This window comes from Micrococcus sp. Alg238-R198, assembly GCF_900537135.1.
Taxonomy (GTDB): domain Bacteria; phylum Actinomycetota; class Actinomycetes; order Actinomycetales; family Micrococcaceae; genus Micrococcus; species Micrococcus luteus.
On the sequence record NZ_UNRH01000014.1, the window covers coordinates 1 to 15,244 of the forward strand.

Sequence of the window (15,244 nt, forward strand, 5' to 3'; positions counted from 1 at the left end):
GCCACGCCAGGACGTGTTCGCTCGCGGCGTCGGTGGTGTTGGAGATCGTCTCGTGCGACAGGTCCGTGCCGATCGTGGAGGCCAGGTGGTGCTGGATGTCCCGGATCGTCATTCCGCCGGCATAGAGGCTGATGATCATGTCATCCAGGCCCCCGAGGCGCCGCTGGCCCTTGGGCACCAGGCGCGGGGTGAACGACCCGCCCCGGTCTCGCGGGACGTCCAGCTCGATCGGCCCGACCTCGGACTCCACGGTCTTCGGGGTGGTCCCGTTGCGGGAGTTGGCGTGCTTCGGCGCCTCGCTCGAGCCCTTCTCGTAGCCCAGATGGCTGGTCAGCTCGGCCTGCAGGCCCCGCTCGAGCGCGGCCTTGACCAGCGCGGGCACGAACCCGCCGTCACCGGTGAGCTCGACGCCGCCCGCGTCGATCTGCGCGAACAGGGCATCAAGCTGCCCTGAGGCTTTCAGCTGCTCGACCAGGTCCTGGCCCGAGGGCTCGCCTGGGTTCTTCTCGTCGATCATGGTCATGATTCTTACCGTTCCTCTCGGTACGGCTTACACAGACCATCTGACACGCCCCAAGCCGATCCGCCCGCGCCCGTCCCCGTAGCGAGACTCGGTGTCCACCAGGCCCAGGTCTCGCAGGCGGGCGATGTGCCGCTCCACCGAACGCACCGTCTGGGCCGACCGCCGGGCCAACAACTCCTGGCTCGGGTGGCACGACCACGCCTCGTCCGCATGGTCACCCAGCAGCAAAAGCACGAACGCCTGGCCGGTGTTGAGTTGGCCTGTCTCCGCGACTTTCTGCGCCCACTTCATCGCTTCGATGCTCATGCCTGCTCCTCCTCGGTCCCGAATGCCTCGGCGTGCGCCTCACGGGCATCGGCCAAGCGGCGGCGCCCGGTGCGCTCTGAGCACCCGAACTTCTCTGCGACCTCCGCCGCCGAGGGCACCTGGCCCTCCTGCGCACGGGCCACGATCCATGCGGTGATGTCCGCACCCGATGCCTTCTCCACCGTCTTCGTCTCTGCGGCGACCGGCTCTGACGACGCCACGGTCTCGACGACCTCGATCCCCTGGGCGACCTGCGATTCCTCGACCACGGCCTGCGGAACCTCGCGGGCCTCGCGTTCGGTCTCGAGTTTGGCTTGACGCTCCATCCGTTCCAGCTCCTGCCGGTGCCGAGCCTCGGCCACCTCGGCCTCCCGCTCGGCCTCGCGCCGCTGGGCCTCGATCTGCCAGCGGCTCGCTGCGAGTTCGGCCTCCAGCTCCGCGCGCTGACGATCCAGCTCCGCCTGAGCCTTCAGCTGCTCTGCTTCCTCCGACACCTGCGATGCGCGCTCGGCCCGCCGCGAGTCCGGGTTCTCCACCGCGACCCGCGCCAGCTGATCCGTGGCCACGAACACCGCCACCGGAACCATCACCGCGATGAGCGCACCCACCACGGACTGCCACACGCTCGCGTTCTCAGCACTCCACGCATGCGCCCCGTTGGCGATCATCGACAGCCCCGTGAACGCCCCCAGCGCCCACCACGACGCCCGCGCGGACTCCCCTCGAGACTCGTGCACCAGTACGGAGCCTGCGTAGACCAGGATCGCCAGGTCTATGAAGACCGGCACTGCCCAATGCATGAACGGCGGCAGCCCCAGCCACGCCGCGACCTCGTACAGCGCCGCGAACGAAATGGAGAACGCCACCAGCCCGGCCACAGCGGTCCCGGCCACCACGGCCCGGATGAACCGCCCATCGTTCGGGTTGACCCGGCGCGGAAGCGTCCGAATCCCACTGTCCGTGGGCCGCGCCCCGGTGCTATCCTTTGAGTGCTCGACCAGCGTGTTCTTTGGAATGTGCACCGTCTCGGATTGAGCGTTTTCGGAAGCCCCGACAGCCTGCCCGCTGGCCGGGGCTTCCGCCCTTTTCGGCCCAGACGTTCGGGCCTCCCACATCTGCTGCGCGCTCATCGCGTGCCCTCCTCGATCTTCTTCAGCACCTCATCCAGGTCGTCCACCGCGTCCCGCAGCGTCGACCGGATCTCCGCCTGGGACTCGCCCTCGACATGCCCCACGGACCGGATCACGTGCGCCAGCGTCCGCACGCACCGCACCGAGTCCCACACGACCCCGTGCAAGTCCTCGTCTTCGACCAGCGCCTTACCCGTCGCCGGAGACACCAGCGAGGCCACCGGGGTAGCCGCCTTGATCAGCGCTGGCACCGCGGCCGCACCCGACCCGTTGAACGCAGTCAGCACACGACGCGCGCGGCCCTTCTGTTCCTCGTCGTGCCGGACCAAGTTCAGCGGCTCGATCCCGAAGTCCTCGGCCGGCATGTCCAGCACCGAGTCCAGGCCCATCTGGCCCTCGAGCACCGCCTCTGGCCCTTCGGACGACGTCGCGGCTCGCTCGCGCACCGGCTGATAGGTCTTCCCGTCCGTGCCAGTCACCCGCCGAGCGTTTCCAGGTGTCCCATTTGGGACATCTCGACCCGCCGTCGCGTCGAGTTCCCGGTGCACGGTGCTCTTAGACAACTGAGTGGCGGTTGCGATGGCGCGTGCGCTCATGCCGGCCTCACGAAGTGAGAGGACCACGTCCTGCCGATATTCCAAGGGCGGACGGAGGTGGAGGTTTCCGAACTCACGGGTCACGTAGTCGTCCCAGCTGCGGTAGCCAAGAACGGCCCAGGCCCGTCCTCGATATGCCGAACGGATGAGGTGGTAGACCGACTCCATGCCAGTCTTAATCTGGTCCGTGAGGTCACGCGCTGCCGCAGCAGTCATGGACGCGCCGTGGTCAGGGTCAACCACTGTCGCCGTCACGGCTTCCCCTCCTCGGCCTCGAACACGAAGAGGTCTCGCATCGACAACCCAAGAAAGTCAGCGACGGTCTCGAGTTCCGTGAAGGTGAAATCGCGGTGCCCGTTCATACGTGCTGACACCGATGCGCGGCTTAGACCGAGGGCTTCGCCCAGGTCCCCCATGCTTTTGTCGGCCAGGGCCAACCTGGAGCGGATTTGCAGAGTTAACTGCTTCTGTCTCGTCATGGCCACCAGTGTTGTGCTACCCGCAACACTGGTCAAGCCGTATGTTGCTTATGTAGCAATTTTTTTTCGTATCCCATGACGACTGGCCTGCCCTTCGCTACGCTGGACACATGGATGAGTCAGAAATCAAGACCGCACTCCTCGCGGAGATCCGCGCCTGGATGGGCCGCCGGCAGGTCAACCAGTCCGACATGGCCCGGCACATGGGCCTGACACGCAGCGCGGTCAGCCGGCGGATGAGCGGACAGCAGGACTTCACGTTCCCCGAACTGGCCTCGATCGCGGGGTGGCTCGACATCACGCTCGCTGAACTGTTCGGCCCGGTCGTCCTCCAGGCACGAAGAAGCCCCCGCACCGACATGGTCGGTGCAGGGGCCTCAGGATCGCTCCCCCGGTTGGATTCGAACCAACAACCCTTCGATTAACAGTCGAATGCTCTGCCGTTGAGCTACGGGGGAATGTGCCGCGAACCGCCGGAGCCGTTCGGACAACGGATGGAACTCTACCAGAGCCCCTGCCTGCGCGCCACCCGGCCGCGGGGCGCCGTCGTCGTCCTACCCACGCCCGGGGACCGGGCCCTTGCCAGGCACGGTTCCGGCGGGCCTACGGTGCGCGGACACCCCAAAACCATCAGGAACGGACCCGAAGGAGAGACGTGTCCATGACCATCACGACCCTCACACGCAAGACCGCCCTGACCGGCACGGGCATGCTCGCCGCCCTCGCCCTCGCGGCCTGCGGCACCACCTCCGACAACGGCGACGACGGCTCCGCCTCGCCGGGGGTCGACGCCTCCTCGGCGGTGGCGAGCACCCCCACCACGGACGACGCGTCGGGCTCGGCGTCGTCATCAGCCTCCTCCGCTTCGGCCTCGTCGACGGCCGCCGCGGCCAGCAGCGGCTCGGCCACCGGCCAGGCCGACGACCCCGCCTACGCGGTGATCGACGCGGTCCTGGAGAAGTACGGCGACGGCATCATCGTCGGGGTGGATGCCGACGATGACGACACGACCTGGGAGGTCGACGTCGTGGTGGGCGAGGAGGTGAAGGAGCTGGACGTCACCGCCGACGGCGACATCACCGAGACCGATCGCGAGTCGGACCCCGAGGACGTCCAGAAGGCGAAGGAGGCCGAGGTCACCGCCCAGCAGGCCCTCGACACCGCCCGAGAGGGCCGTGACGGGGTGACCCTGGACGAGATGGGCCTGGACGACGACAACGGCACCCTCCAGTGGGAGGTCGAGTTCGACCGCGAGGACGGCTCAGACGGCCCCGAGGTCGAGATCGACGCCAGGTCCGGCGAGGTGCTCACGGTCGACGAGCACTGACGCCGGGTGGCCGACGGGCCGCCGTTTCCCGAACGAAAGCGCGTCTGGGGCCGCCATTTCCCGAACGAAAGCGGGTGGGGGTCAGTCGTCGGCGCGGAGGGCCCGGCGGCGCGCCTCCAGTTCCATGAGCTCGCTGTTGAGGCGGGTGAACTCGGCGGGGTCGCCCTCGGGGCCGAGCCGCTGCAGGCGCCCGAGCAGCTCCTCCTTGCGGTGCACGATCTGCAGGGCGAACAGGCGGTTCATGATGTCCCGGCAGTACCGGTCCACATCCTCGGGAGTGCGGGCGGGCAGGTCGCGGACCGCCAGTTCGGACACGACGCCGGCCACCTCCTGGGGCACGGCATCCCGCACGGCGTCCACCCAGCGCTGCGGCGTCGCCCCCGCCGACCCGGCCATCTTCACGCCCTGGTGGACGGCGGCGTACTGCGGGACCGTGAAGCGGGCGGCGTACAGCGCGGTCCACTGCTCCGCGGAGAGCAGGGTCGGATGCTGCAGCACCACCTCGAGGGACTCCCGCTCCCGGCGGGCGACGGGGTCGCGCGGATCCACCGGCACCACGATCCGCGGCGCCGGGGCGGCAGCCTCCCCGTGGCGGCCCGTGGGCCCGATCGCCTGCCCGTCGTCCGCCGGGGCTGGCCGCGCCTCGGGCTCGGGCCCCCGCCGCGGCGCGCGCCCGGCCGCGGCCACGGCGCGGTGCACGGCGTTCGGGTCGAGGCCGAGCCAGCCGGCCAGCTCCCGCTCGTAGCCGGGACGCAGGACGGCGTCCTTGATGCCCGCCACGATCGGAGCCGCGTGGCGCAGGGCCCCGGCGCGGCCCTCCACGGTGTCCAGGTCGTAGTCCTTGAGCCCGGCCCGGATCGCGAACTCGAAGAGCGGGCGCCGCGAGGCGATGAGCGCGCGCACCGCCTCGTCGCCCTTCTGCATGCGCAGGTCGCACGGGTCCATGCCGCTGGGCTCCACGGCCACGAACGTCTTGGCGAGGAACCGGTGGTCCTCGTCGAACGCCTTGAGCGCGGCCTTCTGCCCGGCCTCGTCGCCGTCGAAGGTGAAGATCACCTCGCCGCCCGTGCCGTCGTCGGAGATCAGGCGACGGGCCACCTTGATGTGGTCCGCGCCGAACGCGGTGCCGCACGTGGCCACGGCCGTCCCGACGCCGGCCAGGTGGGCCGCCATCACGTCCGTGTAGCCCTCGACGAGCACCAGCTGGCGTTCCTTGGCGATCGTGCGCTTGGCCAGGTCGATGCCGTAGAGCACCTGGGACTTCTTGTAGAGCGGCGTCTCGGGGGTGTTCAGGTACTTGGGGCCGGGATCGTCGTCGTAGAGCTTGCGGGCGCCGAAGCCGATGGTCGCGCCGGTCATGTCCCGGATGGGCCAGAGCAGGCGGCCGCGGAACCGGTCGTACAGGCCGCGCTGTCCCTCGGACACCAGCCCGGAGGCGCGCAGCTCCTCGTCCCGGAAGCCGCGCTGCCGGAGGTGGTCCAGCAGATGCGACCACCCCTGCGGGGCGTACCCGAGGCCGAACTGCGTCGCGTGCTCCTGCGTGAATCCCCGCTGGGTGAGGAAGTCGCGGGCGGCCTGGGCCTCGGGCGAGCCGAGGGCACGACGGAAGAACTCGTCCGCCACCTTGTTCGCCTCGAACAGGCGACGACGGCGCCCCGTCTCCGCCTTGTCCGGGCCGGTGCCGCCGTCCTCGTAGTGCAGCTCCACCCCCACGCGGGACGCCAGCCGCTCCACGGTCTCCGTGAACGTGGTGTGCTCCAACTCCATGAGGAAGCTGATGACGTCCCCGTGCGCGCCGCAGCCAAAGCAGTGGTAGGTGCCCACGCCGGGGCGCACGTGGAACGACGGCGTCCGCTCATCGTGGAACGGGCACAGCCCCTTGAATGAGCCCACGCCCGCCGAGCGCAGAGTGACGAACTCCTCCACGACGGCCTTCAGATCCGTGCGCTCGCGGACGAGGTCGATGTCCTTGCGCACGATCAGTCCAGCCATGCGGACCATTCTAGGGACGGGGCGGGGCGGTCAGCCCCGAGCGGAACCGGCCTCCGTGGACGGCTCGGCCTCCGCTGCGGCCTGTGCAGGACCGGTCCCCGCCGTGCGGGGCGCTTCGGTCCGCGCCGCGCCCGCTCCCTCGGACGCGGGGCGCCCGGTGGCGGGGTCGATGACGGGCAGCGCGCCGGTGGCCGCCTCGACCAGCGGATGGAACAGCGCGGCCGAAGCCAGGCCGCCGTGACGGCGGCGCGCCGAGGACACGAACGAGAGGCTCATGTCGCCCACCATAGCGACTCGCGACCGTGATTCCGGTCACGGGAAGGCAACATTCTGGGCGGTCAGGTCACGGTTCGACGCGCGCCCGCCCCCGCGGACTGCCCGTGCAGCGGCAGCAGCCGGGGCACCAGCCGGACGAGGCTCACCATCACCCCGAGCTCCACGAGCGTCTGCGTCACCACCACGAGCGGGGCCGGGTCCAGGCTCGCCGGCAGGGCCAAGGCCAGCGGCAGCATGACCAGGGAGTTCCGCGTCGCGCCCGAGAACACGAGTGCCCGTCCTGCGGGCACGTCGAGATGCGTCCACCGCGCAGCCACCACGCCGAGGGCCACCATCACGGCGGCGAACGCCGCGAACAGGGGCACGACGGCGGCCAGCGCGGGCAGCCGCTCCCCCGCCCCGCGGATCTGCGAGGCGACCACCGTGAACAGCGTGACGACCATGAGCGGGACCATCGCCGCCGTGAACCCGCACCCCACCGCGGCCGCGCACCGCACCCCACTGGAGCAGCGCCGCGAGCGCGAGCGGCGCCAGGATCAGCAAGACCAGGGCACGGACGAACGGCCCGGCGTCGACCACGGCCACCGCCGCCTCGCCGGCGACGACGCGCAGCAGCACGGGCAGCACGGGCAGGACGGGCAGCACGACCAGCTGGACGAGCATGAGCAGTGGAGCCGCCGCCAGCAGCCGCTCGGCCGCCCCGCCCGCGAGCGCGGTGAACGCGATGACGTAGTCCACGCACGGGGCCAGCAGCACGAGGAGCACGCCCACGAGCAGCACGTCGTCGTGGGCCACGAACCGACTCAGCCCGAACACCACCGCCGGCACCACCAGGAACGTCGCCAGCAGGAGCGGCGCGAGGACCGGCTCGACGAGCACCGCCCACGCGCCGGCCCCGGGCACGGCCCACCCGACGACGGCGCCCGCGGCGATCCCGGCGGGGGCTGACCCCTACGCTGGGGGCCATGCCCACCGCCCCCGCACCGTCCGAGGCCGCTGCCACCCCGTTGCACGTGGCCGTGCGCACGCTCGACGCCGCGGCGCTCGCGGCGGCCGGACACACGGCGGCGACCGCCGTGGCCGCGGTGTACGCGCACGCGGTGGTGCGCGGGGCGGCGTCGTTCTGGCTGGACTCGGCCCTGCCGGACCCGGCCGAGGCCCGCTGGTCCGTGGCGGGCGACGGCCTGGACGTGCTCGGCGAGGAGCAGGGCCGTGTGCCCTCCCCCGGACCGCGCCTGGTCCGGCACGACGACCCCGCCGATCCGGACCGCGCGTGGGCGGGCCTCGCGGCTGCGGCCGCGCCCCGGCCGGTGGTCGGCGGCGAGGGGCTGCCCCTGCGCGGCGGCCTGGTCGGCTGGTTGGGCTACGAGCTCGGCCTGGCGGATCTGGGGGTGACACCGCCCTCACGTCGAGCCGAGGACCCCGCGCCCCTGCCCGCGCAGTTCTGGGTGCGCCCGTCCCGCTACGTCGTGGCCGACCACGCGGCCGGGGTGCTGCACTGCTGCGTCGTCTCCCTCGATCCGACCACCGCGGAGGCCGGGGCCGACCGCTGGGCGGCGGACGTGCGCCGCGCCCTCGCCGCGGCCCGCCGCGCTCTCGAGACGGCGGCGGGCGACGCCGTCGTACCCCCGCCGCAGGACGCCGTCCCGGGGCCGCGGGCCGATGAGGAGGCGCCGGGCACGTGGCGCGAGGACCGGGCGGCGTACGCCGAGCAGATCGCCCGCTGCCGCGCCGCGCTGCACGCCGGCGACTCCTACGAGCTGTGCCTGACCACCCGCTTCGACGCCGATCCCGGGCTGCGCGTGGACCCGCTGGTCCTCTTCCACGAGCTCGCCGCGCACCAGCCGGCCCCGTATGCGGCGCTGCTGGAGCACGGCACGGGCTCCCGCCGGTGGGCCGTGGTCTCCGCCTCCCCCGAGCGCTTCCTCTCCGGGCGCGAGGGCCGGTACAGCACCAAGCCGATCAAGGGCACCGCCGCCCGACTGGCCGACCCGGTCGCGGACGCCGAGGCCGCCCACGCGCTCGCCGCCGATCCCAAGACGCGCGCCGAGAACCTCATGATCGTGGACCTGCTGCGCAACGACCTCTCGCGGGTGTGCGAGCCCGGCTCCGTGCAGGTGCCCTCCCTCATGGCGGTGGAGAGCTACGCGAGCGTCCACCAGCTCGTCTCCACCGTCACGGGCACCGCACGGGCCGGCGTCGAGCCCGTGGACGTGGTGCGGTCGCTGTTCCCGGGCGGGTCGATGACGGGCGCGCCGAAGCGACGCAGCGTCGAGCTGCTGGCCGCGTGGGAGGCGTCCCCGCGCGGGGTCTACTCCGGGACGCTGGGGATGCTGAGCGCGGACGGGACGACGTCGTTGTCCGTCGTGATCCGCACAGCCGTGCTCGCCGGGGGCCGCTGGTCCGTGGGGGCCGGCGGGGCGATCGTCGCGGACTCGGACCCGGCCGCCGAGCACGACGAGGTCCTCCTCAAGGCCCGCGGCCTGCGCCGGGCCCTCGCCCGCGCCGCCGGCACCGGCCTGCCGACGACGTCGCCCGACGTCGCCTGACCCCACCCTGTGGTTCGGGGGCGATACTCGGCGGTATTCCGACGGAATAACGCCGGGAACCGCCCCTAAACAAGGGGGGGCGACCACCCGGGCCGCCTGCCTAGGCTGGGGACATGGCCGATCCGCACCCCGTCCTCGCCGCCTCCGCCCCCGACCTCGACCCTGACGCGCTGGACGCCGTCCGCGCGCTCGTGGCCGCCGCCGAGCGTCCCGTGGTGCTCTCCGGGGCAGGGATGAGCGCCGAGTCCGGCATCCCCACGTTCCGCGACGCCCAGACCGGGCTGTGGGAGCGGTTCTCCGCGGAGGAGCTCGCCACGGAGGAGGCATTCCTCGCGGATCCCGCGCTCGTGTGGTCCTGGTACCGGTGGCGTGCCCGGATGGTGCGGGCCCGCCGACCCAACCCGGGGCACGACGCCGTCGCCGCCTGGCAGCGCCACACACCCGGCCTGGAGGTGGTCACCCAGAACGTGGACGACCTGCACGAGCGCGCCGGCGCCCGGGTCCTCGCGCACCTGCACGGGTCCCTGTTCGAGCACCGCTGCGCCGAATGCGGGGCCCCCGCCGACGTCGACCCGGGCGCGCCCGCGGACGAGGCGACGGCCGGCTCCGAGGCCGACCTCGAGGCGATGCTCCGCGAGGCACCGCCGGCCTGCACCGTGTGCGGCGACGGGCTGATCCGCCCGGGGATCGTGTGGTTCGGGGAGATGCTGCCGGCCGAGCCCTGGGACCGGGCGTTCGCCGCGCTCGAGGACTGCGACCTGTGCGTCGTCGTCGGCACCTCGGGCATCGTCCAGCCGGCGGCGTCCCTGCCGTTCGTGGCGCTGGGGGCCGGAGCCGCCGTCGTCGAGGTGAATCCGGTGGAGACCGAGCTGAGCGGCGCGGTCACGCACGTCCTGCGAGGTCCCGCCGGCGCGGTGCTGCCCGCACTGCTGGACCCGCCGGTCAGAGCCAGACGCGCCGGAACTCCGCGCCCTGCACCAGGGTGTGATGCCACTCGACGGCGGTCGAATCGGTGAGCGAGGCGATCTGGTCGATCACCACGCGCTGCCGGGCGGCGTCGTCGGGGGCCTGCGCCCAGTCGAACGCGAACATCGGCTCGAGGTACCGGTCCCCCGTGGCGTCCAGCAGCGCCACGAGCTCCGCGAGCACCTCGCGCTGCCGCGCGTAGAGCGGCTGGCGCTGCTCGGCGGTCATCACGTAGGCCGCCGCGATGCCCTTCATCACGGCGATCTCGATCTCCGTCTCCTCGGGCACCACGACGTCGGCGCCGTGGCGGGTCAGCGGCTCGTTGCCGAACACCTGGCGCGTGGCGTCGAAGGCGGCGCTGCAGAACCGGCCGATCAGCTGGCTCGTCATGTCCTTCATCGCCGCGAGCGCCCGCCGGGAGCCGTCCATCTCGGAGACCCACACGTCGGTGGCCTCGAGGCGGGCCAGGGCCGCGTCGACCTCGGCCGGGTCCGTGTGCGGCAGGTACCACTGGCGGGTGGTCTCCACGACGCGCTCCCGGTGCTCCGGGATGGCCAGCCACTTGAGCTGGAATACGGCGTTGACCACGCCGTCCTCGACGTCGTGCACGGAGTAGGAGATGTCGTCCGCGAGGTCCATGACCTGGGCCTCCATGGACGTGCGCGTGCCGGGCACCCCGGCGCGGAACCAGCGGAACACGGGCAGGTCGTCCTCGTAGACGCCGAACTTGCGCGAACGCGTGCCGTCGGGGCGCAGCGGGGCGTCCTCACGGGTCCACGGGTACTTGCATGCGGCGTCGAGGGCGGCGCGCGTGAGGTTCAGGCCCGCGGAGGAGCCGTCCGCGAAGAGCTTCTTCTGCTCGAGGCGGGCCAGCAGCCGCAGGGTCTGGGCGTTGCCCTCGAAGCCGCCGACGTCCTCGCTGAGCGCGTCGAGCGCCTTCTCCCCGTTGTGCCCGAAGGGCGGGTGGCCGAGGTCGTGGGACAGGCAGGCGGTGTCCACGAGGTCGGGGTCGCAGCCCAGCGACCTGCCGAGCTCACGCCCCACCTGCGCCACCTCGAGCGAGTGCGTCAGGCGGGTGCGGGCGAAGTCGTCCGCGTCCGGGGCGACCACCTGGGTCTTGGCCCCCAGCCGGCGCAGGCCCGCGGAGTGCAGCACGCGGGCACGATCCCGCTCGAAGTCCGAGCGGTACGAGGACTTGGGCGGCTCGGGCAGCCACCGCTCCCGGTCCCACGGCGTGTAGCCGGGGGTCTGCACGGCGCGGCCGGCATACGGGGGCCGGCCCTGGGGGCCGAACAGCACCGGCTGGTGGGCGGCGCCGGTCCAGGGCGACGACGGCGCGGCGGGCGCTCCGGCGGCGGGCTCCGGCGTCGTGGGCTCAGCCACCGGAGACGTCCAGCTCGGCGGCCTGGATCATGGCCTGCTGCTCGGCGTTGAGCTCGCGGGAGTCGAGCCAGCCGTCCGGCAGGTGCGGGCGCTTGGGGGCGCCGGCCCGGCCGCGCGGGCCCTCGGCGGCCTCGCCCGGGTAGGGCTGGTCCCGGTCCACGCGGGCGAGGATCTCGCGCATCGTGGCCAGGTCCGGGGCGGTGGACAGCGCGGTGCGGATCTCCGAGCCCACGGGGTAGCCCTTGAAGTACCACGCCACGTGCTTGCGGATGTCCCGCAGCGCCTTGAGCTCATCGCCACCGAAGGTGTCCACGAGCAGCTCGGCGTGGCGGTACAGCGTGTCCGCGACCATGCCCAGGGTCGGGCGGAACCGGTCCTGGCGGCCCTCGAACGCGGCCTGCAGATCCCCGAACAGCCAGGGCCTTCCCTGGCAGCCGCGGCCGATCACGACGCCGTCCACGCCGGTCTGCTCGACCATCGCGATGGCGTCCTCCGCGGACCAGATGTCGCCGTTGCCGAGCACGGGGATGTCCGGCAGGGCCTCGCGCAGCCGGGCGATGTCGTCCCACACGGCGGTGCCCGAGTAGAACTGGCGCGTGGTGCGGCCGTGGAGGGCGACGGCGGCGACGCCGAGGTCGCGGGCCGTGCGGCCGGCGTCGAGGAAGGTCAGGTGGTCCTCGTCGATGCCGCGGCGCATCTTCACGGTCACCGGGATGTCCTTCTTGGCCGCCTCGGTCACGGCCGCCTTGACGATCGAGGCGAACAGCTCCGACTTCCACGGCAGGGCCGAGCCGCCGCCGCGCCGGGTCACCTTGGGCACGGGGCAGCCGAAGTTCATGTCGATGTGGTCGCAGCGGTCCTCCTCGACCAGCATCCGCACCGCGGCGCCGGTGGTGACCGGGTCCACGGAGTAGAGCTGGACGGAGCGGGGCACCTCGTCCGGGTCGTGCTGGATGATCCGCATCGACTCGGGCTTCCGCTCGACCAGCGCGCGGGCCGTGACCATCTCGTTGACGTAGAGGCCGCCGCCGTACTCGCGGCACAGGCGACGGAACGCCGTGTTGGTGATGCCGGCCATCGGGGCGAGCACCACGGGGACGTCGATGGTCAGCGGCCCCAGCCGCAGCGGGGGCAGGGCCAGGCGGTCCGTCGTCGGGGCGGGGTGGCGGGCCTCGTGGAGCTGATCGTCGTCGGTGATGCGTCGACCCGCGCCGGCGGACTTGGCGTAGTGCGCGGCGTGGAGGTCGGCGACGTCGTCGGCGTCGGTCACCGCCGCGGCGGGGAGGGTGTGGGAAGAAGTCATGTCGGATCCCATTCTTCCATTCCGCCCGGCACCCGCGTCACCGTGCCCCACGACCCGGCCCGCTGGGAGGCGATCGCCGAGGCGCCCCGCCGGGACGGGCAGACCGTCCTCCCGGCGGGTCAGGCCTCCGACGACGGCGCCGCGTCCCCGCCGTCGAGCACCGCCAGCAGGTCAGCACCGGCGAACATCTGAGCGGTCTGACGCGCCGAGGGGGTACCCGCGTCCGGGTCCGCCCCGGCCGCGAGCAGATGCCGCATCGAGGCGACATCCCGTTTGAACGTGGCGCAGGTCAGGGCGCGCTGGCCGCGATCGTTGGCGTGCTCGATCTCGGCGCCGGCCTCGATCAGCATCGCCACGGTGTCCGGGTGCTCGTGGTAGGCGGCGAGGGTGAGGAAGGAGTCGCCCGCGTGGTTGCGCAGGCGCGTGCTCACCCCGGCGTCCAGGTATGCCTTCAGCTGGGCCGTGTCCCCGTCCCGCGCCATGTCGAAGAGCCGGTTCGCCAGCTCGATGTCCTTCTCGCTCCACTGCTCGCTCATGCCCGCCAGTATGGCGGACGCCGCGGCGATCGACCGCTCCGCAGCGACATCTCCGCGGGTCTGCCCGCAGGTGATGTCGCCGGCCGGCGGTCAGACGAGCACCGGGAACAGCCCCGCCCGCCCCGCGGTTGCACCCGGCATGACCCGCAAGCACCTCGGCTTCCTCAACTTCGGCCACTGGATCCACCGTCCCGGCGCCGAACCGGACGCGCGGCAGGCCCTCGACGACGTCGTCGCCATGGCCGTGGCCGCCGAGGACGCCGGGCTCGACGGCGCCTGGCTGCGCGTCCACCACTTCCAGCGGATGTTCTCCTCGCCGTTCCCGATCCTCGCCGCGATGGCCGCCCGCACCGAGCGGATCAGCCTCGGCACCGGCGTGATCGACCTGCGGTAGCGCATGTCGGGGTTGCAACACTCGTCCACGTAAGCTTGGTTGCATGGTCGAACTGGTAGCGCTGAGGAAGACGAACGAGGTGGCGGCCTACGTCCGCGCCTCCATGGACCGCAAAGGCGACCGCTGGACGGTCGATACACAACTGAGGAAGATCAGGGCATTGGCCGAGGCCAAGGACTGGAACGTGGTCGAGGTCTACGAGGACAACGCGGTGTCGGCGACGAAGAAGCGTCGAGCTGGCACCCGCTGGGCCGAGATGTTGGACGACGCCCGAGCAGGTCGATTCTCGATGGTCGTCGCCGTGGACATGGACCGACTGCTGCGGAGCACGAAGGACCTCAACACGCTGATCGACCTCGGCCTGCGCGTCGTCACAGTGGACGGCGAGATCGACCTCTCGACGGCCGACGGAGAGTTCCGAGCGACGATGCTCGCCGCTCTCGCCCGGTTCGAGGCTCGACGCAAGGCGGAGCGGCAGATCAGGTCGAACGAGCGCCGCCGCGCCGAAGGCATCCCGGCGTCCACCTGGAAGGCGTTCGGTTGGACGAGGGAGGGCGAGCTGATCGAGGAGGAGGCCGCCGCAGTTCGGCGGGCCTTCGATGCGTTCCTCGGTGAGCCGTCGCTGTCGATCCGTCGCATCCGGGAGGACTTGAACAGCGCTGGCCACCTCACCGCCCGCGGGTCGGAGTTCTCCGTCGATGCTGTGCGGTATCTGCTGGCGAACTCGCTCTACGCTGGCTTCATCCGCCACTACAAGACCGGCGAGCTGTACCCGGTGCAGGGCGAGGCGTTCCCGCCCATCGTCGGCGAGCAGACGTGGCGGGCCGCGGTGGCGAAGCTGGAGGACAACGTGCGGAGGTCGGCGAGGCAGGGCAATCAGCCGAAGTACCTCCTGTCCACGATCGGCCTCTGTGGGAAGTGCGGCGCGACGCTCGTCTCGGGGACGAACAGCCGCAAGCAGCCGACGTACCGTTGTGGCGAGCAGTTCCATCTCACCCGCCAGCGCGAGCCCGTCGATGCGATGGTCACCGAGGCGGTGCTCACGCGCCTGTCGTCCGTGGACGTGCACGACCTCGTGATGCCGCAGGAAGCCGCCGGGCCGGATCGCGAGGAACTGCTGACCGAACGGAACGCCCTGGTCGAGCGGGTGAAGGAGCTGAGCCCGCTGCTGCGCGACATCCATCAGCCGGTCCTGGAGATCACGGCGGCGATCAACGACGTGAAGGCTCGCATCGACGAGATCGACGCGGAGCTGCTCGACCGCTCGGTGTCGGTGGCGGCGAAGCTGCTGGCGGAGGTCGACGAGCCGGTCGGCACCGCGGAGCGCCGCGAGGTTGTCGAGTCGAAGTGGAAGGCGTTGGACATGGACCGTCGCCGGATGCTCGTGGACGAGCTGGTGACGGTGACCATCGAGCCCATCATGCCGGGTCACGTGAAGTTCGACCCCGATCTCGTGCGGATCGAGCCGAGACGCGACTGACTCA

15 protein-coding genes, 1 tRNA gene and 1 pseudogene are annotated in these 15,244 nt (G+C 71.9%); 5 read left to right on the forward strand and 12 right to left on the reverse strand.

The features are described 5' to 3' along the window. The 6 genes from G6R13_RS10825 to G6R13_RS10855 all read right to left on the reverse strand — a co-directional run. The coding region (locus tag G6R13_RS10825) for a transposase (protein ID WP_205521362.1) at window positions 1-517 on the reverse strand (517 nt) is incomplete at its 3' end. A 33-nt stretch (window positions 518-550) separates the two neighbouring features. Continuing rightward, window positions 551-829: a helix-turn-helix domain-containing protein gene (locus G6R13_RS10830; protein WP_236557123.1), complete on the reverse strand. Its 279-nt coding sequence runs from the start codon at window positions 827-829 to the stop codon at window positions 551-553. After that, window positions 826-1,959 (reverse strand): DUF2637 domain-containing protein, encoded by a 1,134-nt coding sequence (locus G6R13_RS10835; RefSeq protein ID WP_044659678.1) that lies wholly within the window; start codon window positions 1,957-1,959, stop codon window positions 826-828. The genes G6R13_RS10830 and G6R13_RS10835 overlap by 4 nt, the downstream gene beginning before the upstream one ends. Next, window positions 1,956-2,723, reverse strand: coding sequence for a helix-turn-helix domain-containing protein (locus G6R13_RS10840; RefSeq protein ID WP_230956249.1), 768 nt, complete (start codon window positions 2,721-2,723; stop codon window positions 1,956-1,958). Before G6R13_RS10840 ends, G6R13_RS10835 begins: the two co-directional genes overlap by 4 nt. A gap of 83 nt (window positions 2,724-2,806) precedes the next feature. Further along, window positions 2,807-3,034: a helix-turn-helix transcriptional regulator gene (locus G6R13_RS10845; protein WP_060974140.1), complete on the reverse strand. Its 228-nt coding sequence runs from the start codon at window positions 3,032-3,034 to the stop codon at window positions 2,807-2,809. A gap of 386 nt (window positions 3,035-3,420) precedes the next feature. Continuing rightward, window positions 3,421-3,492 (reverse strand) — tRNA-Asn (locus G6R13_RS10855). 203 nt (window positions 3,493-3,695) lie between these two features. On the opposite strand from G6R13_RS10855, the gene G6R13_RS10860 reads away from it, so the two are divergent. Then, window positions 3,696-4,361 carry a PepSY domain-containing protein gene (locus G6R13_RS10860; protein WP_240335741.1) on the forward strand — a complete coding sequence of 222 codons (666 nt, stop codon included), beginning with the start codon at window positions 3,696-3,698 and terminating at the stop codon, window positions 4,359-4,361. 81 nt (window positions 4,362-4,442) lie between these two features. Here the strand turns inward: G6R13_RS10860 and dnaG are convergent, their stop codons facing one another. The 3 genes and pseudogenes from dnaG to G6R13_RS10875 form a co-directional block, all read right to left on the reverse strand. Further along, window positions 4,443-6,353, reverse strand: coding sequence for a DNA primase (gene dnaG, locus G6R13_RS10865; RefSeq protein ID WP_163721674.1), 1,911 nt, complete (start codon window positions 6,351-6,353; stop codon window positions 4,443-4,445). 30 nt (window positions 6,354-6,383) lie between these two features. Further along, window positions 6,384-6,629, reverse strand: a complete 246-nt coding sequence (locus tag G6R13_RS10870; protein WP_044659704.1) for a hypothetical protein — start codon at window positions 6,627-6,629, stop codon at window positions 6,384-6,386. A gap of 62 nt (window positions 6,630-6,691) precedes the next feature. Further along, a pseudogene (locus G6R13_RS10875) lies at window positions 6,692-7,562 on the reverse strand (arsenic resistance protein). Between the two features lie 32 nt (window positions 7,563-7,594). Between G6R13_RS10875 and G6R13_RS10880 the strand changes: the two are divergent. Together G6R13_RS10880 and G6R13_RS10885 are read left to right on the forward strand one after the other, a co-directional pair. Further along, window positions 7,595-9,178, forward strand: a complete 1,584-nt coding sequence (locus G6R13_RS10880) for an anthranilate synthase component I family protein (protein WP_163721675.1) — start codon at window positions 7,595-7,597, stop codon at window positions 9,176-9,178. A gap of 113 nt (window positions 9,179-9,291) precedes the next feature. Continuing rightward, complete coding sequence (locus G6R13_RS10885) at window positions 9,292-10,194, forward strand: NAD-dependent deacylase (protein ID WP_163721677.1); 903 nt, start codon at window positions 9,292-9,294, stop codon at window positions 10,192-10,194. On the opposite strand, the gene G6R13_RS10890 is transcribed toward G6R13_RS10885, so the two are convergent. From G6R13_RS10890 to G6R13_RS10900, 3 genes are all read right to left on the reverse strand, one after another. Further along, entirely contained in the window at window positions 10,121-11,398 is a 1,278-nt protein-coding gene (locus tag G6R13_RS10890; protein ID WP_240335744.1) for a deoxyguanosinetriphosphate triphosphohydrolase, read from the reverse strand. The two genes, G6R13_RS10885 and G6R13_RS10890, sit on opposite strands and share 74 nt — an antisense overlap. A gap of 121 nt (window positions 11,399-11,519) precedes the next feature. After that, window positions 11,520-12,830: a tRNA dihydrouridine synthase DusB gene (dusB, locus tag G6R13_RS10895; protein WP_240335742.1), complete on the reverse strand. Its 1,311-nt coding sequence runs from the start codon at window positions 12,828-12,830 to the stop codon at window positions 11,520-11,522. A 119-nt stretch (window positions 12,831-12,949) separates the two neighbouring features. Beyond that, window positions 12,950-13,366 (reverse strand): ankyrin repeat domain-containing protein, encoded by a 417-nt coding sequence (locus G6R13_RS10900; RefSeq protein ID WP_065573265.1) that lies wholly within the window; start codon window positions 13,364-13,366, stop codon window positions 12,950-12,952. A gap of 139 nt (window positions 13,367-13,505) precedes the next feature. On the opposite strand from G6R13_RS10900, the gene G6R13_RS10905 reads away from it, so the two are divergent. After that, window positions 13,506-13,760, forward strand: coding sequence for an LLM class flavin-dependent oxidoreductase (locus tag G6R13_RS10905; RefSeq protein ID WP_100058355.1), 255 nt, complete (start codon window positions 13,506-13,508; stop codon window positions 13,758-13,760). Window positions 13,761-13,803: 43 nt separating this feature from the next. After that, entirely contained in the window at window positions 13,804-15,240 is a 1,437-nt protein-coding gene (locus G6R13_RS10910; protein ID WP_070708917.1) for a recombinase family protein, read from the forward strand. Window positions 15,241-15,244: the final 4 nt, after the last annotated feature.